Annotated in this window: 20 protein-coding genes; 11 read left to right on the forward strand and 9 right to left on the reverse strand. The window is 68.1% G+C overall.

Going from position 1 to position 22,464, the window contains the following annotated elements; genetic code table 11:
- The 4 genes from QZM35_RS12820 to QZM35_RS12835 form a co-directional block, all read left to right on the forward strand.
- On the forward strand, nucleotides 1–776 hold a 776-nt coding region (locus tag QZM35_RS12820), incomplete at its 5' end, for an electron transfer flavoprotein-ubiquinone oxidoreductase (protein WP_301776065.1).
- Between the two features lie 48 nt (nucleotides 777–824).
- A complete protein-coding gene (bktB, locus tag QZM35_RS12825) occupies nucleotides 825–2,018 on the forward strand; it encodes a beta-ketothiolase BktB (RefSeq protein WP_089429494.1) in 1,194 nt (397 codons plus the stop codon).
- A 38-nt stretch (nucleotides 2,019–2,056) separates the two neighbouring features.
- Nucleotides 2,057–2,911: a 3-hydroxybutyryl-CoA dehydrogenase gene (locus QZM35_RS12830; protein ID WP_089429495.1), complete on the forward strand. Its 855-nt coding sequence runs from the start codon at nucleotides 2,057–2,059 to the stop codon at nucleotides 2,909–2,911.
- 263 nt (nucleotides 2,912–3,174) lie between these two features.
- The gene (locus tag QZM35_RS12835) at nucleotides 3,175–5,118 is read left to right on the forward strand and encodes a collagenase (protein WP_301776066.1); all 1,944 of its coding nucleotides are present in this window, start codon (nucleotides 3,175–3,177) and stop codon (nucleotides 5,116–5,118) included.
- Nucleotides 5,119–5,473: 355 nt separating this feature from the next.
- On the opposite strand, the gene QZM35_RS12840 is transcribed toward QZM35_RS12835, so the two are convergent.
- Nucleotides 5,474–6,145 carry a TetR family transcriptional regulator gene (locus QZM35_RS12840; protein WP_089429496.1) on the reverse strand — a complete coding sequence of 224 codons (672 nt, stop codon included), beginning with the start codon at nucleotides 6,143–6,145 and terminating at the stop codon, nucleotides 5,474–5,476.
- 94 nt (nucleotides 6,146–6,239) lie between these two features.
- Between QZM35_RS12840 and QZM35_RS12845 the strand changes: the two genes are divergently transcribed.
- The gene (locus QZM35_RS12845; RefSeq protein ID WP_089429497.1) at nucleotides 6,240–7,070 is read left to right on the forward strand and encodes an NAD(P)H-binding protein; all 831 of its coding nucleotides are present in this window, start codon (nucleotides 6,240–6,242) and stop codon (nucleotides 7,068–7,070) included.
- Complete coding sequence (locus QZM35_RS12850; protein ID WP_174971039.1) at nucleotides 7,067–7,552, forward strand: DUF1772 domain-containing protein; 486 nt, start codon at nucleotides 7,067–7,069, stop codon at nucleotides 7,550–7,552. The genes QZM35_RS12845 and QZM35_RS12850 overlap by 4 nt, the downstream gene beginning before the upstream one ends.
- Before the next feature lie 75 nt (nucleotides 7,553–7,627).
- On the opposite strand, the gene QZM35_RS12855 is transcribed toward QZM35_RS12850, so the two are convergent.
- Complete coding sequence (locus tag QZM35_RS12855) at nucleotides 7,628–8,428, reverse strand: helix-turn-helix transcriptional regulator (RefSeq protein WP_301776067.1); 801 nt, start codon at nucleotides 8,426–8,428, stop codon at nucleotides 7,628–7,630.
- Nucleotides 8,429–8,518: 90 nt separating this feature from the next.
- On the opposite strand from QZM35_RS12855, the gene QZM35_RS12860 reads away from it, so the two are divergent.
- Together QZM35_RS12860 and QZM35_RS12865 are read left to right on the forward strand one after the other, a co-directional pair.
- Nucleotides 8,519–9,427 carry a DMT family transporter gene (locus tag QZM35_RS12860; RefSeq protein WP_301776068.1) on the forward strand — a complete coding sequence of 303 codons (909 nt, stop codon included), beginning with the start codon at nucleotides 8,519–8,521 and terminating at the stop codon, nucleotides 9,425–9,427.
- Complete coding sequence (locus QZM35_RS12865; protein ID WP_174971030.1) at nucleotides 9,424–10,401, forward strand: ATP-binding protein; 978 nt, start codon at nucleotides 9,424–9,426, stop codon at nucleotides 10,399–10,401. Before QZM35_RS12860 ends, QZM35_RS12865 begins: the two co-directional genes overlap by 4 nt.
- 8 nt (nucleotides 10,402–10,409) lie before the next feature.
- On the opposite strand, the gene QZM35_RS12870 is transcribed toward QZM35_RS12865, so the two are convergent.
- Nucleotides 10,410–11,267: a DUF2071 domain-containing protein gene (locus QZM35_RS12870; RefSeq protein ID WP_301776069.1), complete on the reverse strand. Its 858-nt coding sequence runs from the start codon at nucleotides 11,265–11,267 to the stop codon at nucleotides 10,410–10,412.
- 229 nt (nucleotides 11,268–11,496) lie between these two features.
- Nucleotides 11,497–12,177, reverse strand: coding sequence for a deoxyribose-phosphate aldolase (gene deoC / locus QZM35_RS12875; RefSeq protein ID WP_301776070.1), 681 nt, complete (start codon nucleotides 12,175–12,177; stop codon nucleotides 11,497–11,499).
- Nucleotides 12,178–12,323: 146 nt separating this feature from the next.
- Here deoC and deoR point away from each other — a divergent pair, with 146 nt between their 5' ends.
- Nucleotides 12,324–13,094 carry a DNA-binding transcriptional repressor DeoR gene (gene deoR, locus QZM35_RS12880; protein ID WP_089429503.1) on the forward strand — a complete coding sequence of 257 codons (771 nt, stop codon included), beginning with the start codon at nucleotides 12,324–12,326 and terminating at the stop codon, nucleotides 13,092–13,094.
- A gap of 22 nt (nucleotides 13,095–13,116) precedes the next feature.
- Here the strand turns inward: deoR and QZM35_RS12885 are convergent, their stop codons facing one another.
- From QZM35_RS12885 to rbsK, 3 genes are read right to left on the reverse strand one after another with little or no spacing between them, the layout of a single operon-like run.
- Nucleotides 13,117–14,169, reverse strand: a complete 1,053-nt coding sequence (locus QZM35_RS12885) for an aldose 1-epimerase family protein (protein WP_301776071.1) — start codon at nucleotides 14,167–14,169, stop codon at nucleotides 13,117–13,119.
- 2 nt (nucleotides 14,170–14,171) lie between these two features.
- The gene (gene fucP, locus QZM35_RS12890) at nucleotides 14,172–15,545 is read right to left on the reverse strand and encodes an L-fucose:H+ symporter permease (protein WP_089429505.1); all 1,374 of its coding nucleotides are present in this window, start codon (nucleotides 15,543–15,545) and stop codon (nucleotides 14,172–14,174) included.
- 41 nt (nucleotides 15,546–15,586) lie between these two features.
- Nucleotides 15,587–16,513 carry a ribokinase gene (gene rbsK, locus QZM35_RS12895; RefSeq protein ID WP_089429506.1) on the reverse strand — a complete coding sequence of 309 codons (927 nt, stop codon included), beginning with the start codon at nucleotides 16,511–16,513 and terminating at the stop codon, nucleotides 15,587–15,589.
- Nucleotides 16,514–17,324: 811 nt separating this feature from the next.
- Here rbsK and QZM35_RS12900 point away from each other — a divergent pair.
- Complete coding sequence (locus tag QZM35_RS12900; RefSeq protein WP_027786146.1) at nucleotides 17,325–18,002, forward strand: heavy metal response regulator transcription factor; 678 nt, start codon at nucleotides 17,325–17,327, stop codon at nucleotides 18,000–18,002.
- Nucleotides 17,999–19,459, forward strand: coding sequence for a heavy metal sensor histidine kinase (locus tag QZM35_RS12905; RefSeq protein ID WP_301776072.1), 1,461 nt, complete (start codon nucleotides 17,999–18,001; stop codon nucleotides 19,457–19,459). Before QZM35_RS12900 ends, QZM35_RS12905 begins: the two co-directional genes overlap by 4 nt.
- Here QZM35_RS12905 and QZM35_RS12910 read toward each other — a convergent pair.
- Nucleotides 19,437–20,987, reverse strand: a complete 1,551-nt coding sequence (locus QZM35_RS12910) for an efflux transporter outer membrane subunit (RefSeq protein ID WP_301776073.1) — start codon at nucleotides 20,985–20,987, stop codon at nucleotides 19,437–19,439. The two genes, QZM35_RS12905 and QZM35_RS12910, sit on opposite strands and share 23 nt — an antisense overlap.
- Before the next feature lie 31 nt (nucleotides 20,988–21,018).
- A complete protein-coding gene (locus tag QZM35_RS12915) occupies nucleotides 21,019–22,434 on the reverse strand; it encodes an efflux RND transporter periplasmic adaptor subunit (protein ID WP_301776074.1) in 1,416 nt (471 codons plus the stop codon).
- Nucleotides 22,435–22,464: the final 30 nt, after the last annotated feature.

Raw genomic sequence — 22,464 nt, forward strand, 5'->3', positions numbered from 1 at the left:
TCCTGGAAGGCGGCAAGCGCGTGTCGTACGGCGCGCGGGCGATCACGGCCGGCGGGCTGCTGTCGCTGCCGAAGACGGTGTTCCCGGGCGGCGCGCTGATCGGCGACGACGCGGGCTTCCTGAACGCATCGCGGATCAAGGGCAGCCACGCGGCGATCAAGACCGGCATGCTGGCGGCCGACGCCGCGTTCGACGCGGTGCAGGCTGGCCGCCAGAGCGACGAGCTCAACGCGTACCCGGACGCCTTCAAGCAGTCGTGGCTGTACACGGAGCTGTACCGCGCGCGCAACTTCAAGCAGTGGATGGCCAAGGGGCTGTACCTCGGCACGCTGATGGTCGGGCTGGAGCAGAAGGTGATGGGCGGCAACGTGCCGTGGACGCTGCACCACAAGCATGCGGACCACGAAATGCTGAAGCCGGCATCGCAATGCCAGCCGATCGAGTATCCGAAGCCGGACGGCAAACTGACGTTCGACCGTCTCTCGTCGGTATTCATCTCGAACACGAACCACGAAGAGAACCAGCCCGCGCACCTGACGCTGAAGGATGCGAACGTGCCGGTGAACGTGAACCTGCGCACGTACGCGGGGCCGGAGGCGCGCTTCTGCCCGGCGGCCGTGTACGAATTCGTGAAGAACGACGACGGCAGCGATCGCCTGGTGATCAACGCGCAGAACTGCGTGCACTGCAAGACCTGCGACATCAAGGACCCGACGCAGAACATCGTGTGGGTCACGCCGGAAGGCGGCGGCGGGCCGAATTACCCGAACATGTAACGCAACGCATCCCCGCGCCTGCGGGCGCGAACGAACCGGAGTGAGACGATGAGCAATGCAGCGAAAGAAGTCGTGGTAGTGAGCGGTGTTCGTACCGCGATCGGTGATTTCGGCGGCAGCCTGAAGGATTTCTCGCCGACCGACCTCGGTGCGAAGGTGGTCGCCGAAGTGCTGTCGCGTGCGAACGTGTCGGGCGACGCAGTCGGGCATGTCGTGTTCGGCCACGTCGTGAACACCGAGCCGAAGGACATGTATCTCGCGCGCGTCGCGGCGATCAATGGCGGCGTGGCGCAGCATACGCCCGCGCTGACCGTGAACCGCCTGTGCGGTTCGGGCCTGCAGGCGATCGTGTCGGCCGCGCAGACGATCATGCTCGGCGACGCCGACATCGCGATCGGCGGCGGCTCCGAAAGCATGAGCCGCGCCCCGTACACCGTGCCGGCCGCGCGCTTCGGCCAGCGCATGGGTGACGGCAAGCTCGTCGACATGATGCTCGGCGCGCTGCACGACCCGTTCCAGACGATCCACATGGGCGTGACGGCCGAGAACGTCGCGGCGAAGTACGGCATCTCGCGCGACGCGCAGGATGCGCTGGCGCTCGAATCGCATCGTCGCGCGGCGCGCGCGATCGCGGAAGGGCGCTTCAAGGATCAGATCCTGCCGATCTCGATCCGCACGAAGAAGGGCGAAGTTGCGTTCGACACCGACGAGCACGTGCGCCTCGAAGCCAGCGCGGATGATTTCACGAAGCTGAAGCCGGTGTTCCAGAAGGAGAACGGCACCGTGACGGCCGGCAACGCGTCGGGCATCAACGATGCGGCCGCGGCCGTGCTGATGATGAGCGCGGACGCCGCGCGCGCGCAGGGCGTGAAGCCGCTCGCGCGCCTCGTCGCCTATGCGCACGCGGGTGTCGATCCGGCGTACATGGGCATCGGCCCGGTGCCGGCCACGCAGAAGGCGCTCGAACGCGCGGGCCTGAAGATCAGCGATCTCGACGTGATCGAGGCGAACGAGGCGTTCGCGGCCCAGGCATGCGCGGTCACGCAGGAGCTCGGCCTCGATCCGGCGAAGGTCAACCCGAACGGCTCGGGCATCTCGCTCGGCCACCCGATCGGTGCGACCGGCGCGCTGATCACGGTCAAGGCGCTGTACGAACTGAAGCGCATCGGCGGCCGTTACGCGCTCGTGACGATGTGTATCGGCGGCGGCCAGGGGATTGCTGCGATCTTCGAGAACATCTGATAATCGAACGCTCAGCACCCGAACACACAGGAAATTTCATGGCCATCGAAATCGTCGGCGTCGTGGGCGCCGGAACCATGGGCAACGGCATTGCGCAGACCGCCGCCGTTGCGGGTCTCAACGTCGTGATGATCGACGTCAGCGACGCGGCGCTCGAGAAGGGCATCGCGACGCTGAAGGGCAGCCTTGAGCGGCTCGTGTCGAAGGACAAGCTCGACGCCGCCACGCGCGATGCGGCGCTGGCGCGCATCACGACGTCGACCGACTACGCGAAGCTCGCAGCGGCCGATATCGTGATCGAAGCCGCGACCGAGAACGTCGAGCTGAAGGGCCGCATCCTGAAGCAGATCGAGGCCGTCGCGCGGCCTGAAGCGATCATCGCGACCAACACGTCGTCGATCTCGATCACCGCGCTCGCGGCGCCGCTCGCCGATCCGGCGCGCTTCGTCGGCATGCACTTCTTCAACCCGGTGCCGCTGATGCCGCTCGTCGAGATCATCCGCGGGCTGCAGACGAGCGACGCGACCGCGTCGGCGGTGCGCGAGCTGACCGAGCGTTTCGACAAGTCGCCGATCGGCGTGCGCAATTCGCCGGGCTTCGTCGTGAACCGGATTCTCGTGCCGATGATCAACGAGGCGTTCTTCGTGCTGGCGGAAGGCATCGCGTCGGCCGAGGAGATCGATGCGGGGATGAAGCTCGGCGCGAACCACCCGATCGGGCCGCTCGCGCTGGCCGACCTCGTCGGCCTCGACGTGTGCCTCGCGGTGATGGACGTGTTCGTGAAGGACTTCGGCGATCCGAAGTATCGTGCATGCCCGCTGCTGCGCGAGATGGTGACGGCCGGCAGGCTCGGGCGGAAGACCGGGCGTGGGGTGTACGACTACAGCAAGTAAGCAGAAGGCTGGAAAGTCATCAACGCGGGTGGCGAGTTGTGTCGGATGGTGTAATTCATCCGGTGCGGCTCGCCACCCGCGTTTTTCATTGATGGAAGCGGCTCGCCGAATACTGTCCGCTGGTTGAATTATTTCGAAAATAGATTTTAATCGTTAAATAGTTAAGTCAGTTAACTTGGAGTTATCTTTCATATCGATTAAATTGACGTTTCAATGTGTAATGTTATATCGTGATTGCCCAAAAACAACCGAGAGAAAATAAAGTGGCAATAAACGAGGGGTTTCAAAAAAAATGCCGCTGGTCGGCCATCGTCGCGTGGTCGGTATTCGCCGGACTGGCAGGCGCCGCATCGGCCAATACCGAGCCGGCGCAGCAGACGCAACCCAGGCAGGCGCGCATGCCTCGCGTGCCGCAGAATCTGCCGGTGTCGCCCGAGCAGGCGCAGTACAACCTGCCGCTCAGCGAGCAGGATCGCGCGGCGCTGACCCGGCCCTCGCCGCTCAAGCAGCCGGCCACGCGCAGCAAGCGCAGCACGTCGGGCGCCGATTGCCGCGACATGTCGGTGATGACCCAGTATCGCGGCGCGGCACTCGCCGATTACATCGCGAATCTTCCCGATTACGAATGCCATTACGGCCTGTTCTCGGTCGATAAAGCGCAGGCTACGCAGATATTCAATGCCGAAAACGTGCACGCTGTCGCGGGTCGTTTCGTGCAGGAAATTTATCAATACGACGCGAGCAATTTGATCCTGGTCAATTTGCTGATTTATCTGCGTGCCGCTTATTACCAATATGATGTATCGGGCATCGCAAACCCGATTCCGAATCTCGCGGTGTCGCTGCGCCCGTATATCAGGCAAAGCCTGGAGGGCGATGCGCTCTATCGCGACAATTCGCGTGCGCCGAGCACCGCGAACGAGCTGATGAAGCTCATCACGAACATGCGGGACGAAGCGTACTACCTGCCGACGCTGAAGAACCGCATCGCGTCCTACACCGTGAGCGCGTCGAATCCGCAGGCAGCGGCGCCGCTGCTGCAGCGCAGTGCGGCGGGCGGCTTCACCGGCTTGCTCACGGTGTTCTTCTACGCGCACCAGCGCAGCGGCGCGCAACCGATGCTCGACAGCGATGCGACGCTCCCGGAGACGCTCAACCGCTTCGTCACCGCGAACCGCGCGAGCCTGTCGAACACGAGCGCCGCCTATCAGCTGGCCGACGCGGCGCGCGAGACGTTTCGCTTCCTCCGTTATCCGGCGCAGAAGCCGCGCGTGAAGAAAATGATCCAGGACATGCTCGCGTCGACGAGCATGACGGGCGCGGACAGCGACCTCTGGCTCGCGGCGGCGGAAGCGGTCGACTACGGCGATCCGGGCAACTGCGCGGACTACGGCACCTGCGACTACAAGAAGCGGCTGACCGACGCGGTGCTCTCGCATCGCTACGCATGCAATGCGGGCGTGCGCATTCTCGCGCAGGACATGACGCCGCCGCAGCTGCAGTCGGTCTGCACGGCAGTCGCGCGGCAGGACGACTACTTCCACCGGATGATGAAGACCGGGCGCAAGCCGGTCGCGGGCGACCGCAACGACACGATCGAACTCGTCATTTTCGATGACTACGCGAACTATCGAAAATACGCGTCGGTGATCTACGGCATCAGCACCGACAACGGCGGCATGTACCTCGAGGGCGATCCGTCCGCGCCGGGCAATCAGGCGCGCTTCATCGCGCACGAGGCATCGTGGCTGCGGCCCGAGTTCAAGGTGTGGAATCTCGAGCACGAGTTCACGCACTATCTCGACGGCCGCTACGACATGGCGGGCGACTTCTCGGTGAGCACCGCGAAGCCGACCGTGTGGTGGATCGAAGGCGTCGCCGAGTATCTGTCGAGAAAGAACGACAACCCGGAGTCGATCGACGCGGTGCGCACGGGCACGTACCGGTTCTCTGACGTGCTCGGCACGCGTTACACGTCGAGCGACTACGTCACGCGCGCGTACCGGTGGGGCTACATGGCGACGCGCTTCATGTTCGAGCGCCATCGCGCGGACGTCGACACGATCGTGTCACGCTTCCGGGTGGGCGATTACGACGGGTACGCAAACCATGTCGCTTACATCGGCAATCGCTACGACACCGAGTTCGCCGACTGGGCGCGCAGCGCGACGACGGCGGGCGAGCCACCGGTGCCGGCGAAGCGCTGACCGGCACGGGCCGGCGCCGCGTGATCGGACGCCGGCCTCCGATCGTCACCCCCGCTCTGCCCGGGTGTGACGCGCCGGCCTGCACGAACGGTTGCACTTCCCGGATGTCAGTCACGCGCCGTCGGCATCGCGCGCGTCTATCGCGCGCCTTTCTTCCATCGTCGGGTTCACGTTCACGCAGCTGGTGGTGCATTTGCCGCTGGTGATCGTCATGCTCTGGGCGCTTGCGAGCACGCTCAGCTACCATCCGCCCGTCATGCCGTGACGAACGTCGGGCTTGCTTGCCGCCGGCGGATTGCGTGTCCGGCAGGCGCGGCGTGAAGTCGGTGCCGGCCGCGTACTGCGTTGGACACGACTACGCGCCCAGCACCGACAGATCCCGCGGCAGCGCACGCTTGAACATCGCGAGAATCTGCTGCGCCGCCTTCGGCGGCAGCGTGATCGCATGGCGCACGGCCGCCGCAATCTGGATCATCATCAGCTCGGCGAATGTGCTCCGTTGCGCATGCGGAATATCGGGCGCCACTTCGCCCAGCGCATCCGCGAACAACCCCGCCAGGAATTCCCCGTCCGCCCGGTCGAGCGCCTGCAATGCGCGGTCGGCCTGCGTGGCGCGCCAGATGTCGCGCATCAGCGGCTCGTCGACGAACATCCGGTAGTAGCTGTCCGTGATGCGGGCGAGCGTGGCGTGCAGGTCGTCGAGCGTCTTCATCGTCGCGAGGTCGCGCCGCACGCAGACGTGGCCGGCTTCGTTGTAGCGCTCCGCGAGCGTGCCGATCACGGCCGCCTTGTCAGGGAAGTACTGGTACAGCGAGCCGAACGAGATGCCCGTGCGTTCGACGATGTCGCTCATCCGGAACGCATCGCAGCCTTTCTCGATCATCACTTCCGACGCGCACGCGAGGATGCGCTCGAACCGCTCGCGGCTGCGCTGCTGCGTCGGCACCAGCCGTGCGCGCGCCGGTGTATCCGCCGTGTCCGCCGTTGTTGCAGGCCCGTCGTTCTGCCCCGATTTTTGTCGGCCCATGCCGCCTCCGGAAAAACTTGACGTTGCTAATGCGAGAGTCTATCGTGTTTTCGAAACACGAGACGCTCTCGTATTTTAGTCAAAGGAGACGGTCATGTCGGCACTTCCCATCCTCATCGTCGGCGGTTCGGGCAAGACGGGCGCCCGCGTCGATGCCCGGCTGCGTGCGCGCGGCATCGCGACCCGGCCCGTGTCGCGTACGTCGGCCGTCCGCTTCGACTGGACGGCGCCCGACACGTGGCCGGCCGCGCTCGACGGCGTATCGGCCGCGTACGTGACCTATCAGCCCGACCTGGCTGTCGAAGGCGCGGTGGATGCGATCGCCGCATTTGCACGCCTTGCGCGGGAAAGCGGTGTCGAGCGGGTCGTGCTGCTGTCCGGGCGCGGCGAGCCCCGCGCGCAGGCCGCCGAAGCCGCGCTGCAGGCGTCGGGCGTGGGTTGGGGCGTGGTGCGCGCGAGCTGGTTCAACCAGAACTTCTCCGAGGGCTACCTGATCGACGGCGTGCTGGCCGGTGAGGTCGCGCTGCCGGCCGGCGCGGTGCGCGAGCCGTTCGTCGATGCGGACGACATCGCCGATGTAGCGGTGGCCGCGCTCACCGATGAGCGCTTCGCGAACCGCGTGATCGAGGTCACGGGGCCGCGCGCGCTGACGTTCGCCGAAGCGGTCGGCGAAATCGCACGGGCTGCCGGCCGGCCGGTCGTCTATCGCGAGATTCCGGCCGATGCGTTCGTCGCCGGATTGCGCGAGGCGGGCGTGCCGGAGCCGGTCGTCGCGCTGCTCGACGATCTGTTCAGCGTGGTGCTCGACGGGCGCAACAGCGCGGTGACACACGGTATCGAAGCGACGCTCGGGCGGCCGGCGCGCGATTTCGCCGACTATGCGCGCGCGACGGCCGCCACCGGCGTGTGGCGCGCACGATCATGATCGCGTTCGCGACCGCCGCCTTGCTGTGGGGCTCGGCCATCGGCTGCGGGCTGATGGCCGGCGTGTATTTCGCGTTCTCGACGTTCGTGATGACGTCGCTCGGACGGATCGCGCCGCAGGCCGGCGTGGCCGCGATGAACGCGATCAACGTCGACATCGTGCGCTCGCCGTTCATGCCGCTGTTCCTCGTCACGACGCTGATGGCGCTTGCCCTAGTCGTGCTCGCGCTGTTCGATCGCGAGCAGCCGGGCGCGATGCTGGCGGTCGCGGGCGGCGTGCTGTACGTGTTCGGGATGTTCGCGGTGACGATGGCCGTCAACGTGCCGCTCAACGATGCGCTCGCCGCGGCCGATCCGTCGACCGCGCAGGGCGCGGCGCTGTGGACGCGTTACGTGCACGACTGGACGATGTGGAATCACGTGCGCACGGTGGCGTCGGCCGCCGCGTGCGTGTTTTTCATCGCGGGGATCGCGGCGCGCTAGCGGCGGGCGTCATGCGGTGGACGCGGCCTGTGCGGGCAACCGGCATTCGTCGAGCGTGCCGCACAAGAACCCGCCCTACGCATAAAACGCCGACGGCGACACGCCGAAATGCCGCTTGAACATCGCGGAGAACGCGCTCTGGCTGCTGTAGCCGTGATCCATCGCGACGGTCAGCACCTTCTCGCCGTGCGCGAGGCGCTTGAGCGCGAGCAGCAGCCGCGCCTGTTCGCGCCAGCGGCGGAAGCTGAGCCCCGTCTCGCGGCGGAACGCGCGATGGAGCGTGCGGACCGACAGCCCGAGCCGGTCGGCCCATTCGGCGATCGTGCGCAGGTCGTCGGGCGCGGCGACGAGCGCGTCGCAGATCGTGCGCAGGCGCGGGTCGTGCGGCCACGGCAGGTACAGCGGCAGCAGCGGCGCGACCGTCACCTCGGCGAGCAGCAGGTGCATCAGGTGGTCGTGGCGCGAGCCCGGCGCATAGTCGAGCGGCACGTCCACCGCGGCGAGGATCAGCTCGCGCAGCAGCGGATGCACTTCCACGACGCAGCTCCGCGCAGGCAGGTGCTCGACCGCGCCCGGCTCGACGAACACGGTGCGCATCTGCACGTCGCCGCTCATCTGCACCGTGTGGTCGAGACCGGCTTCGAGCCACACGCCGCGCGTCGGCGGCACGACCCACGACGCGCCTTCGGACTGCACGTGCATCACGCCCTCGATCGCATAGAGCAGCTGCGCGCGGCGATGCCGGTGCGGCGCGATCGACGTGCCGTGCGCGTACATCGCCGCCATCGCCGAGACGGGCATCGGCGTCGATTCGAAGCGCAGGTGGGCACCGGGCGGGGTGGACTCGAGTGTCCGATTGGCGACAAGTCGTGACATTTTGGCGTGAGACAGGCAGGTGGACGGGCGGGCACGATGGCGTTCCCATCCACGCCAACCCCCTGCCAGGATATTAATCCGTCGAATGCGATGAACAAGTCTCCTTTTCTGTTTCCCTTCTGCGCGATCGCGCTGTGGGCCGGCAACGTGGTCGTGTCGAAGCTGTCGGCGTCGACGATCGACCCGTCGGCGATCACCTTCTACCGGCTGCTGCTCGCCGTCGCGCTGATGAGCGTGTTCACGCTGCGCCCCGCGTGGCGCAATCGCGCGGCGCTCGTCGCGCACCTGCCGAAGCTCGCGGTGCTGGGCTTTCTCGCGATGGCGCTGTTCCAGAGCCTGTCCTACGAGGCCGCGAAATCGACCAGCGCGACCAACATGGCGATCATTACGGCGCTCGTGCCGCTGATGACGATGGCGCTCAGCTCGCTGCTGCTCGGTGATCCGCCCAGCGTGGGCATGATCGGCGGCGGGGTGCTGTCGCTCGCGGGCGTCGTCTACCTGATTGCCGAGGGGCACCCGACGACGATCGCCGCGCGCGGCGTGCATACGGGCGACCTGCTGATGCTGGCCGCGTCGGCCGCCTATGCGCTGTACGGTGTGCTGCTCAAGCGCTGGCGCATCGGTGCGCTGCCGGCGTGGCAGTCGACCTACGTGCAGGCGCTTGCCGCGCTCGTCTTCATGGTGCCGATGCTGCTGCGCTTGCCCGCGCCGGCGGCATGGCCGACGCGTGCGAGCGTGCCGCTGATCCTGTACGCCGGCGTGCTGGCGTCGGTCGTGCTGCCGTATCTGTGGATGCAGGGCGTGCGGCTGCTCGGCCCGAGCCGTTGCGCGATGTTCATGAACCTGCTGCCGGTGATGACGGCCGTCGGCGCGATCGTGCTGCTCGGCGAATCGCTGAAGCTGTATCACTTGATCGGCGGCGGCGTGGCGCTTGTCGGCGTGGCGATCGCGCAGCGGTTTCCGTTCCAGGCGAGCGCTTCGCAGGGCGTGCGGCAATGAGCGGCGACCGCGATATGCAGCACCTGATGGCCGCGCTGCCGGACGCGCTTGCATCCGTGGAGGGCCCGGCGCTCGCGCATCAGCTCGAACGGATCGCAGCCGCGCTCGAAGCGCTGGCGGGCACCGGCCAGCCGGCGCAAGTCGATTTCGATGCGGCCGTTGCATTCCGCTGGCGCGGCTTCGACGGCGGGCCGCGAGCGGCGCCGCTCGAACCGGTCGCGGCGCCCGCGCTCATCGCGTTCGATGCGCTGCGCAACGTCGAGCGACAAGTGGCGATCGTCGAGCGGAACACGCGGCAGTTCGTGCGCGGCTTCGCGGCCAATCACGTGCTGTTGACCGGCGCGCGCGGCACCGGGAAGTCGTCGATCGTGAAGGCGTGCCTGCATGCGTTCGCGCCGCACGGGCTGCGGCTGATCGAGGTCGGCAAGGAGCAGTTGAGCGACCTGCCGGCGATCGTCGATCTGGTGCGGGCGCGGCCGGAACGATACATCGTGTTCTGCGACGACCTGTCGTTCGAGGCGGGCGAGACCGGCTACAAGGAACTGAAGACGGTGCTCGACGGCTCGGTCGCGAGCGACCTGTCGAACGTGCTCGTGTACGCGACGTCGAATCGCCGCCACCTGATGCCCGAGCAGGCGAGCGACAATGCGAACGTGTCGCGTGCGGAGAACGGCGAGCTGCATCCGGGCGACGCGGTGGAGGAGAAGATTTCGTTGTCCGAGCGATTCGGGATCTGGGTGACGTTTTACGGGTTCACGCAGGACGCATATCTGGCGGTGGTCGACAGCCGGCTGAGCGAAGCCGGGTTCGATACGGAGCAGATTCGCGCGGCGCGCGAACCGGCGCTGCGGTGGGCGCTGGAACGCGGTGCGCGGTCGGGGCGGATTGCCGTGCAGTTCGTGCGGGATTACATCGGGCGGATGGCGGACGAAAGTGACGCGGAGGAAAGCGCCCGCGCGTTGCGAGCGGGCTGAGCAGGGCGTTACAACACCCGCTCCGACAACACCCTGAACGCGACGTCCGGCACGACGAAGCACATCGGCTCGCCGGTCGCGCCGATGCGCGCGAGGAATTCGCCGCCGCCCACCGGTTCGACCGGTTTCAGCGGCCGAACCGCGTCGACATCGATCGGCAGCTCGATCGACGCATGCGCGAGGCGGTCGCAGTCCGCGACATGCGCGACGGCCGCGTGCTGCAGCGACAGGTAAGCGACGGCGTCGCGCCAGCTTTCGAAGAACGGCGCGAACGCCTCGGGCAGCGTGGCGTCATCCGACATTGCCGCCGAGCAATGGAAATCCGGCGCGCTCCCGCTGCCGCCCGACAGCCGCGTCCGATACCGTCCATCTTGTTCGGCATGCGTGAAGCGCTCGGCGAGATGCGACGGCAGCGCGTCGCTGAAGAGTCGGCTGCCGAGTGCATAGAGCGGATGATCGAACACGTTCTTGACGAACAGCACCGTGCGATCGGCCGGCACGCCGCCCGGCAGCGCATCGACGTAAAGCCGCCAGTTGCTTTGCAACGGCGACGGGAACACGCGTCGCAGCGGGCCTGCGATACGTGGGCCGAAATGGCGGTGCGCATAGGTGAGGATCGTGAACGGCGTGCGGCCGTCGCGGCTCGCGAGCGTGACGCCGCGCGGCACCAGATGCGCGACCGCCGCAACATCGACGAGCCACGTGCAGTACACGACGTTCTCGACCTCGCTCGCGAGCTGCAGGAACGGCAGGCGCGACAGCAGCGCGCGGCGTGTGCGCAGCAGCGGGCGACTCGCGACGAGCCGGTTGACGAGGCGGCCGACGGGGCCGGCGGACGGGGAAACGAAGGCGTTGTCCTGGAGCATGAGCGGCATTGTGCCGATGTCGCGGGGCGGGTGGAAGAGGCGTTGCGGTGCCCCTGTCGAAACTGTCAGGGCATGTCGATCGCGAGCAGGATGCCGGGGATTTCAAGCAGGCGGAGAGCGCTCTCGTCGGATGGACGCAGGCGCCGCGCGCAAGCCGGCGCATAGGCGCGAAGCCTGGCGTCGTGCCCGCGTCCGCGTCCGCCAATCCGTCGGCGGCCTGCAGCATCGGTCAATACCCCGACCCACTCCCGCCCTGATCCGTCACGATCGCCACCCCCGAGCTCGTGCCGAGCCGCGTCGCGCCGGCCTCGATCATCGCCAGCGCGGCCGCGCGGTCGCGCACGCCACCCGACGCCTTCACGCCGAGCACGGGGCCGACCGTGCGGCGCATCAGCGCGACATCCGCGAGCGTCGCGCCGCCGTGGCCGAACCCGGTCGACGTCTTCACGAACGCGACGCCGAGATCGCGGCACATCTCGCACACGCGCACCTTCTCGTCGTCGGTCAGCAGCCCCGTTTCGAGGATCACCTTGAGCGGCACCGCGCCGCATGCCTGGTGCACGGTGTCGATGTCGGCCTTCACGTCGTCGGCGCGGCCGCTCTTCAGCGCGCCGATGTTGATCACCATGTCGATCTCGCCGGCGCCCGCCGCGATCGCGGCGGTGGCTTCGAACGCCTTGGCGGCCGACAGCCCGGCACCGAGCGGAAAGCCGACCACCGCACAGACGAGCACGCCGGTATCGGCCAGCTCGCGCGCGGCGAGCAGCACGTTCGCCGAATTCACGCAGACCGAGTAAAAGCGATGCTCGGCCGCCTGGCGGCAGAGTTCGCGGATCTGCGCGTCGCTCGCGTCGGGCGCGAGCAGCGTGTGATCGATGGTTTGAGCGAGTTGGGCGTTGGAAAGCGGCATGTTTCAGGACTCCACGGAGCGTGTGCCGGGAGGGCACACGTAAAGTTGATGTTTTCACATCGGTTTGTTACAAATACGACATTCCGGCCGGGCCCGCGCGCCCGGCACGACGAGCGACGGATGCAGCGGGCACGCAGGATACTGGCATGGAAACGAAGAAAGGCGAACGGATCAAGACATTGATGAACGTGCTGCAAGGGCAGAACGCGATTCATCTGAAGGAAGTGGCCGAGCTGTTCGGTGTGTCCGAGATGACGATCCGCCGCGATCTCGCGGACAACCCGCACGGCCTGAGCCTGATCGGCGGCTACGTGACGCGCCACTTCGCCGCGCAGCGCAGCGACATCGGCGAGTACGTGGTCAGCACCGAGAACGACCGGCAGACCGAGGAGAAGCGCCGCATCGGCAAGCTGGCCGCGCAGTTCGTGACGACCGGCGACACGATCTTCGTCGACTGCGGCTCGACCACGCCGTTCATCGTCGACTTCATTCCGGACGACCTCGAATTCACCGCGGTCTGCAATTCGCTGAACGTGTTCGCGAAGCTGCAGCAGAAGCCGCATTGCAGCGTGATCCTGTGCGGCGGCGTGTACCACCGCAAGAACATGGTGTTCGAGTCGGTAGCCGAGACGGGCATCCTCGACACGGTGCGCGTGTCGAAGGCATTCATCTCCGCCGCCGGCGTGAGCGACCGATGTGGCGTGACCTGCTTCAACTTCCACGAAGTCGACGCGAAGAAGAAGGTGATGGCGCGTGCGCAGAACCGCTTCCTGCTCGTCGACCACACGAAGTTCGACGAAGTGCGCGCGGCCTACTTCGCCGAGCTGACCGACTTCAACTACGTGATCTCGGACGGGCAACTGAGCCGCCGCTACGAAACGGCGATCCGCGAACACGGGATCGCGCTCGTGACCTGACGCCGCGCGGCCGCGCATCGCTTCACGCATGGCGGGCTTCCGCCGCGCTCAGGTAGCCGGTGACGACTTCGAAGCGGCGCGTCGCGCCCGGCGCGAGCGCCGCCACATGGCCCTTGCGGCGTTCGGCTTCATACCCCTCCGGCTCGCAGGTCGACGGCAGCGCGAACGCGGCGACCTGCTGGTCCGCGTTGTGCATGATCCAGCGCGTCGCATGCGGGAATTGCTCGGGGCGGTACGCGGTGTGGAAGGCGCCGCCATCCGGATGTTCGAGCAGGAAATGCGCGAGCCCGTCTGCATCCGTTTCCGCACCGTTCATGAAGAACACGATCTCCGGGTCGTACAGCGCGGGCGCATCGAGCGTGTGAAGCCGTTCCGGCTCGTGCGCGAGCGTGGCCGTGTAGTCGCGCCATGCGGCGGTCGGCTTGACGTGCGCGGGCACGCTGTCGCGCAATCGCAACCCGCCTCGAGGCAACGCCTGCACGAAGCGACCGCCCGGCACGTACGCATAGTTCAGGTGCGCCATGTACATCAGGTCCATCGGCGCGCCGCCGAGATTCGTCACGTCCATCGCGATCGTCATCTGCGCGTCGTGCTCGGCGAGCCGCACCGACGGGCGCGCCATGTAGTGGCTGCCGAAACCCTGCACGTATTCGTATTCGCCGGTCACTTCGACGAACGCGCCGCGCGCATCCGAGCCGACGACGACGCTCGCGCGATCCATCGGCGCGCACGGCATTTCGCCGTGCAGCGCATGCGTGTCGTCCGGCCCCGGGCAGCCGTTGCGCAGCAGCCCGCTGTGGAACATGAAGCAGCCGTAGGTATCGATGATCGATGCCGCGCGCTTCGGCTGCCGGAACATGTGCTTCATCGTCAGGTCGCGGCCGTCGAACGCGGCGGCCCAGATCATCTGGCCGAGATACGGCAGCACGACGAGGTGGCCGCGACGGTTCTCGAGCGTCAGCGCCTCGACGCCGGAGGGATACGCGAACGCGGTGACGGTGAGCCCGTCGGTGCGGTACAGCGTGCGCGGCGTGTCGCGGCAGTCGTCGCGGCGCAGTTCGATTTCGCCTCGCATGCTTACGCTCCCGATGTGTTGCGCGTGGCGGCGTAGCGCGCGGGCGCGTTGCCGTCGGCGGCTGCGTCGGGCGTCGCGGCCGGCAGGTGGCGCAGGCAGTAGAAGCCGTAGTAGACGATCACGACGAAGCACGCGAGCGGCACGACGAACGCGAGCTGCATGTTGCCGCCCGTGTGATCGGAGATCAGCCCCTGGATCAGCGGCACGACCGCGCCGCCGACGATGCTCATCACGAGGATCGAGCCGCCGTATTCGGTGTCCTTGCCGAGCCCGTCGATCGTGAGGCCGTAGATCGTCGGCCAGCACGGGCCGAGGAACACGCTCACGCCCACGGCCGCATAGACGGCCGTGATGTCGTGCACGCTGATCGTGTACGCGAGCAGCGCGATGCACAGGATGCCGTAGACGATCAGCACCTTGGCCGGCCCGACGCGCTTCATCACGAGCGTGGCGACCAGCTTGCCGACGAAGAAGGCGAAGAACGTGGCGAGCAGGTAGTGCGACGCACCGCGCTCGGTGAGGCCGCCGATCTGCATCGCGAGCCGGATCGTGAAGCTCCACACGCCGACCTGCGCGCCGACATACAGGAACTGCGCGACGACGCCCGCGACGAAGCGCCGGTTGCCGAACAGGCGCGCGAGCGTGCCGCGCGCGTCGATCCGGTGCGTGGCCACGCTCGGGCCGTTGCCCTTGCAGGCCGGGTAGGGCGTGAGCGCGAACACGATGAACACGGCCACGAGCACGACGATCAGCCACTTGTACGGCTCGAGCGTGGCCTGGATCATCGCGAGCTGGTGCACGTGCGCGTCGGCGGCCGACATCGCGGCGAGCTGCGCATGCGACGCATCGCCTTCCTTGAAGATCAGGAAGCTGCCCATGTACACGCCGGCCATCGCGCCGAACGGATAGAACGTCTGCGAGATGTTCAGCCGCCGCGTGCTGGTTGCGCGCGGGCCCATCAGCGTCGAATACGAGTTCGATGCGGTTTCGAGGAACGACAGGCCGGCCGCGATCACGAACAGCGCGACGAGGAACATCCCGTACTTCGCCATCGATGCTGCGGGGAAGAACAGCAGGCAGCCGGTCGTGTAGAGCAGCAGGCCGACGAGGATCGTCGTCTTGTAGCTGAACTTCTTCACGACGGTCGCGGCCGGAATCGCGAGGAAGAAGTAGCCGAGATAGAACGCGGACTGCACGAATGCCGATTCGAAATCGGACAGGAAGAACGACTTCTTGAATTGCGCGATCAGCACGTCGTTCAGGTTCGCGGCGGTGCCCCACAGCGCGAACAGGCAGCACAGCAGCGTGAACGCGAAGAGCGGCGTGCGGTTCAGGTAATAGCCGTCGGGGGTGTGTTCGATCCTGGCTCGGCTCATGGGTGTCTCCTTCCCAATTGTCTCGTCGATGAAGGCGTCGCTTACATGCCGGCGTCGCGGAGGAAGCGTTCGAACGTCGCGGTGTCGGCGTACGACTTCTGCGTGCCGAGGCCCGTGACCGAATGCGCGGCATACGCGGACGCGTAACGCATCGCATCGAGTGCGTTGCGTGACGCGGCATAGCAGCGCGCGAAGCAGCCGATGTACGCATCGCCGGCGCCCGTCGTGTCGCGTGCGTCGACCGGCACGCCCGGCACATGCCGCACGCCGTCGCGCGATACCAGCAGCGAACCGTTGCTGCCGAGCGTGACGAGCACGTGCTTGAGCCCGCGCGCGACCAGCGCTTCGGCGGCACGCGCCGCGCTGTCGCGCGAATCGACCGGCATGCCGGACACGATCGCGAGCTCGGTTTCGTTCGGCACGAAGAATTCGACGGTGCGGATCCGCTCGAAATCGAGATCGGCCACCGCGGGCGCGGGGTTCAGCAGCACCGGAATGCCGTGCCGCGCGCCGAATGCGATCGCGTGATAGACGGTGTCGAGTTCGATCTCGAGCTGCAGCACGATCAGCGCGCATGCGGCGAGCTGCGGCGCGGCCGCGTCGATGTCGGCCGGCGTCAGGTGGCGGTTCGCGCCCTTGACGATCAGGATGCTGTTGCTCGAATCGGGTTCGACGAAGATCGGCGCGACGCCGCTCGGCACGCCGGCGACCTTGCGCACGTGCGTGGTGTCGATGCCTTCGCGCTCGAAGTTGCGGATCGTGTTGTCGGCGAAGACGTCGTCGCCGACCTTCGTGACCATCACGACGCGCGCGCCGAGGCGGGCGGCCGCGACGGCCTGGTTCGCCCCCTTGCCGCCGCAGCCGAGCTCGAAGTTCGGTGCTTCGAGCGTTTCGCCCCGGGCGGGCATGCGTGCGACGTAGGTCACGAGATCGACCATGTTGCTGCCGATGACGGCGATTGTCTCCATCTGCGTCTCTTCCTTGGTATGGGGTGCGCCGCGCGCGTGGTGGGCGGCGGCGTGCGACAGGTGGTAATAAAATCACATAAAATGTGAGAATGCAATCATGTGATGTTCGGAGGGTTACTTTTGTCGGGGCGCAGCTATGCCGGCATGTGCTATCGATGCCGCCTGATGCAAGCCTTGATCCGGCCGGGCGGCGCTGTCGGCGCTGTTCCGATGCGCTCGTCCGGGCCGTGACGAAACCGCTCGACGAAATGTCGCTCAGCAAGCTCGGCGTTGCTCAATGGGTGCGGCGTGCAGGCATGAGGGAATCCGAACGCAGCGGAAGGGGCTGCCTCACCTTGCTGGGCGGCGGCCTGATGTGAACGGCGGTGCACCGGCTTCGGCAGGGCCCGCGCGCGCGAATCCGGACGCGACGGCCACGCGAATGGCCGGCACGTCGGCAACGATCCTCGACGCGTTCGATCCGACGTGCGGGTTTGCGCAGGCCGGCTCCAAATAACGGCGGCAGGGGCTCGGGAGGGCGCCTTTAAGTTCGGTTGCATACGCGTTCACGACGCGTGCGATGTGCGGACATCGCCGTCCGGGTCGTCCTCGGTACCCGTCGTCCGCACCGCGCCCGCGTGTGCCGAGCTGCCCGTCCCCTGAATACCGATCGGCGCCGCCAATGGGGATTCGGGGGTTCGCCACCGCACGCCACGCTGACGGCCCGATTACCGTTTTGTCATCCACCCCGTTCCCGCTTGCACCGTGCAGTGCGCCGTCGCCGTTTCCCGGTAACATCGCCGCATGTCACCACGACCGCGACGGAACCGCCATGCGCATCCTGATAGTTGAAGACGAGCCGAAGACGGGCGCCTACCTGAAGAAGGGCCTCGAGGAATCGGGGTTCAGCGTCGATCTCGCGAAGGACGGCGGCGAAGGGCTGACGCTCGCGCAGGAAGAGCGCTACGACGTGATCGTGCTCGACGTGATGCTGCCGGTGCTCGACGGCTGGGGCGTGCTGAAGCGGCTGCGCGACACGCATACGACGCCGGTGCTGTTCCTGACGGCGCGCGACGACGTGCAGGACCGCGTGCACGGCCTCGAGCTCGGCGCCGACGATTACCTGGTGAAGCCGTTCGCGTTCGTCGAGCTGCTCGCCCGCATCCGCACGCTCGCGCGGCGCGGGCCGCCGCGCGAAACCGAGCATCTCGCGGTTGGCGACCTCGAAATCGACGTCGTGCGCCGCCGCGTGAAGCGCGGCGCCACGCGGATCGACCTGACGCCGCGCGAATTCTCGCTGCTGCAGCTGCTTGCACGCCGGCAGGGCGAGGTGCTGAGCCGCACGCAGATCGCGTCCTACGTGTGGGACATGAATTTCGACAGCGATACCAACGTCGTCGAAGTCGCGATCCGGCGCCTGCGCGCGAAGATCGACGACGCGTTCCCGGTGAAGCTGATCCACACGGTGCGCGGCGTCGGCTACGTGCTCGAACCGAAGGACGACGCATGAGGTGGCCGCGCTCGCTGGCCGCGACGCTCGCACTCGCGATTGCCGCGACCACGCTGGCCGCGTTCGGGCTCGTCGGCGTGTACGTGTACGCGAGCCTCGAGCGGCAGGTCAATACGCAGGACGACCTCGACATCGTGCTCGCCGCGCGCCATACGCGCCGGCTCGCGGGCGAGCTCGAATCGCTCGACGCGGTGCGCGCGCATACGGAGCGGCTCACGAGCCAGGTGCTCGGCAACGAGGCGCTGTCGATGGTCGTCACCGACGGGCAGGGCGACATGCTGGTGCGCCACAACGTCACGCTCGCCGCGCTCGACGACGCGCGGCCGGCCGCGTCGGCGCCGCTGGCCGACGCGCAGCTGGTTGCGCCGAATGCGGCGCCGATACCCGCGAACGACCGGATCACGGCCGATCGACTCGTCACATGGATCGCGGCGGGCGGCACGCCGATGCGCGGCGTCGTGATCGAAGCCTTGCTCGGCGACCGCACGCCGATTCACGTCGCGATCGCGCGCAACATGCGCGACCGGGCCGCGCTGCTCGACGGTTACCGCGACCGGCTCAAGCTTGCCGGCGGCCTCGGCGCGTTGTTCGCGCTGCTGCTCGGCTACGGGCTGATCCGCAGGGCACTCGAGCCGCTGCGCGAGATCGTCGACAACACCGGCCGGATCACGGTCGACAAGCTCGACACGCGGCTCGACGCGTCGCGCGCGCCGCGCGAGCTGCGGGCGCTCGTCGATGCGCAGAATGCGATGCTCGGCCGCCTGCAGCAGGCGTTCTCGCACCTGTCGCAATTCAGCGCCGATCTCGCGCACGACCTGCGGACGCCGCTGAACAACATGCGCGGCGCGACCGAAGTCGCGCTCGCACGGCCGCGGCCGGCCGATGAATACCAGGCGCTGCTCGAATCGCATCTCGAGGAGTACGACCGGCTCGCGCGGATGATCGACAACGTGCTGTTTCTCGCGCGCGCCGAGCATCCGAGCTTCGTCACGCGGCAGCGGGCATTCGACGTGCGCGACGAACTCGAACGCATCGCCGGGTATTTCGAGGGGCTCGCCGACGAAGCGGGCTCGACGCTGCGCGTCGAAGGGCAGGGGCGGCTGACCGCCGACGTCGAGCTGTTTCGCCGCGCGATCGGCAACCTGCTCGCGAACGCGCTGCGTTACACCCCGGCCGGCGGTGTCATCACGCTCGCCGTCGACGAAACGCCGGATGCGGTGCGCGTCGTCGTCGCCAATCCCGGCGAGCCGATCGATCCCGCGCTGCTGCCGCGGATCTTCGACCGGTTCGTGCGCGGCGACCCGGCGCGCAGCGGCGGTGCGCCGGGCGGCACGGCCGGGCTCGGCCTCGCGATCGTGCGGTCGGTGATGGAACTGCACGGCGGTTCCGCCCGCGTCGAAAGCGATGCGGCCGGCACGCGTTTCATGCTCACGTTCAGCCGGCCGTCGGCGTCGTAACGGCGGTATCGTGCGGCGCGGCGGCCGCGTCGCTTGCGATGCCCGTCTGCGTCTGTGCCGCCGCGCCGGGCGCCGGCTCCGCCTGCCAGCCACCGCCCAACGCCTTCAACAACCCGACCTCGGCCTCCATTCGCCGCGCGGCGATCTGATCGGCCGTGCGCCGGTTCGTCAGTGCGATCGTCTGCGCGGTCACGACATCCAGGTAGCTGACGGCGCCTGCGTTGAACCGGTTCGTCGTCAGCCGCAGCGACAGGTCGGCCGCGTCGGTCGCGCGCTGCTGGCTGCGTGCCTCCGACGCGAGCGCATCGAGCGACGACAACTGATCTTCGACCTGCTGGAATGCCACCAGCACGGTTTGCCGGTAATCGGCGACCGCGCCGTCGTATTGCGCATGCGCGCCGCGCAGCGACGCGCTGCGGCGGCCGCCGTCGAACAGCGTGCCGGCGAGCTGCGGGCCGAGCGACCAGAACAGGCTCGGCGCGGTGAGCCACGGCGCAAAGAACGAACTTTCGAGCCCGGCGCTCGCCGACAGCACGAGGTCCGGGAAGAACGCCGCGCGCGCCTCGCCGATCCGCGCGTTCGCGGCCGCGACGCGGCGCTCGGCCGCCGCGATGTCGGGCCGCCGCTCGAGCAGTTGCGACGGCACGCCGGGCGGGATGGCCGGCACGTCGTACGCCTGCACACGCGGCGGCAGCGCGAACGTCGACGCGCTTTCGCCGACCAGCGTTGCAATCGCATGCTGGAGCTGCGCGCGCGACGCGTCGATGTCGGTGTCCTGCGTGCGCGTCGCCTCGAGTTGCGTGTCGGCCTGCGCGACCGCCGATGCGTCGATCGCACCGGCCGCGAGCTGCTGCTTCAGCAGCGTCAGCGCGTCCGCGTACGCCTGCACCGTGTCGTCGAGCAGTTGCTTCTGCGTGTCGAGCGAGCGCAACGCGAAATAGTCGGTCGCCAGCTCGGCCGTCACCGACAGCTTCACGGCCTGCAGGTCGGCCGCGCTCGCGGCGGCGTTCGCCTGCGCGCCCGTCACCGCATCGCGCACGCGGCCGAATACGTCGGGCTCCCAGCTCGCGGCCACGCCGGCCTGATAGTCGGGCGTGGTCTTGCCGGCCAGCGACGAGCCGAGCCGGTTCTGCGACACGCGTGCGCGGCTTTGCGCGGCGCCCGCGGTGATCGTCGGCAGGAACCCCGCGTGCTGGTAGTCGACCATCGCGCGGGCCTGCTGCAAATCGGCGAGCGCTTTCTTCACCGTCTGGTTCGATACGTCGACGCGCGCTTCGAGCGCGTTCAGGTCGGCGTCGCCGAACACCGTCCACCACGCGCCGCGCGCAGCGGCGTCGGCGGGCATCGCGACGTGCCAGCCGGCTTGCGCAGCCGGTGCGGTCGGTGCGCCCGCGTAATGCGCCGGTACGGCGACCGCAGGCGGTGAATATGGCGGCAGCGTCGTGCAGGCGGTCAATGCGGCCAATGCCGCGGCGGCGCCGAGCGCGACGGCGCGGCGGGCGAACGGGAACGGATGAGCGAGGCGCATGGCGGATATCTCGTCAGGGGTCTTCGATAGGTCAGCCGCGTGCGGGCGCCGAGGCGGGTGTCGATGCGGCCGGCGCGGCCGGTGCTGCGCCGCTCGCGCGCATCGGCGGCACGCCGCCCGCACCGCTCGCGGGCGCGGGTTGCGCGCGTTGCGCGGGCGAAGCGGCAACCGGTGCCGCCGCGTGCGCGATCGACACGATCTTCACGACTTCGCCGGCGGTGATCGCATCGCCCGGGTTGTCGATCACGCGATCGCCTGCCGCGAGCCCCGAGACGATCTCGACGCGTGTGCCGAAATCGCGCCCGATCTGCACGCGCTTGAGCGCGGTGCGTCCGTTCGCGGCGACGGTCGCCACCGTCACGCCGTCCGGCCGGAACAGCAGCGCGCTGACGGGCAGCTCGAACGCGGGCGCGGCGCTCGCGACGACGAGGTGCGCCTGCGCATACGCACCGGGCAGCAGCGCGCCGTCGGCGTTGTCGACGTCGATTTCGACGCGCAGCGTGCGCGTGACCGGATCGATCGCGCCCGCCGTGCGTGCGACGCGCGCGGCAAAGTGCCGCCCCGGATACTGCTGCGTGGTCAGGTAGACCGGCGTGCCGGTCGAGACGTCGGCTGCGCTGTCCTGCGGCACGTCGACGAATACGCGCAGCGTGCCGGTTTGCTCCAGATGGAACAGTTCGCCGGACAAGCCCGGACTGCCCGGCGTGCCGCCCGCGGTGACGAGCGTGCCGACGTCGACGTTGCGCGCGGTGATCACGCCGTCGAACGGCGCGCTGACCGCTTCGTACGACACCAGCTCGTTCAGGTGCGCGACGTTCGCCTGCGCGGATGCGAGCATCGCACGCTTCGCGTTCATGTCGGCCACCTTCGTGTCGGTGTCCTGCTGCGACACCGATTGCGACGTCAGCATGTCCTGCCAGCGCTGCGCGGTCGATTTCGCATAGTCGTAGTTCGCCTGCGCGGTGGCCGCGTCGGCGCGCGCCTGGCGCAACTGCGCATCGAGATCGGGCGCGGCGATCTGCGCGAGCGGCTGGCCGGCCTTCACGTGCGCGCCGAGATCCGCGCTCCAGTGCGCGATGTAGCCGCTGGTGCGCGCATAGATCGACGCTTCCGCGAACGGCATCACCGAACCGGGCAGCGTCAGCGTCTGGTCGGCGGGCGCCGTGCCGGGCGCGATCACCGATACCGGCAGCGCTTGCTGCGCGGCCACCTGCGCGCGCTGCGCGGCGCGCGCATCGATGCGCGGCACGATACCGATCGCGAGCAGCACGGCGGCGAGCGCGACGGCGGCGAGCGGCACGGTCAGCCGGCGGCCGCGTCGGCGGTGCGGCGCATCGGGCGCCGCCTCGCGGGAGCCGGGCGGGACGGCCGCGCGTTCGATCGTGCTTCCGGCAGGGTGGGCCGCGTCGGCGGCCGGCGGGGCGAGGGGTTCGATCGAGTCGTTCATGATGGGGGCTCGAGGTTGGACGAATCGGAT

Source organism: Burkholderia sp. AU45274, from assembly GCF_030482505.1.
Taxonomy (GTDB): domain Bacteria; phylum Pseudomonadota; class Gammaproteobacteria; order Burkholderiales; family Burkholderiaceae; genus Burkholderia.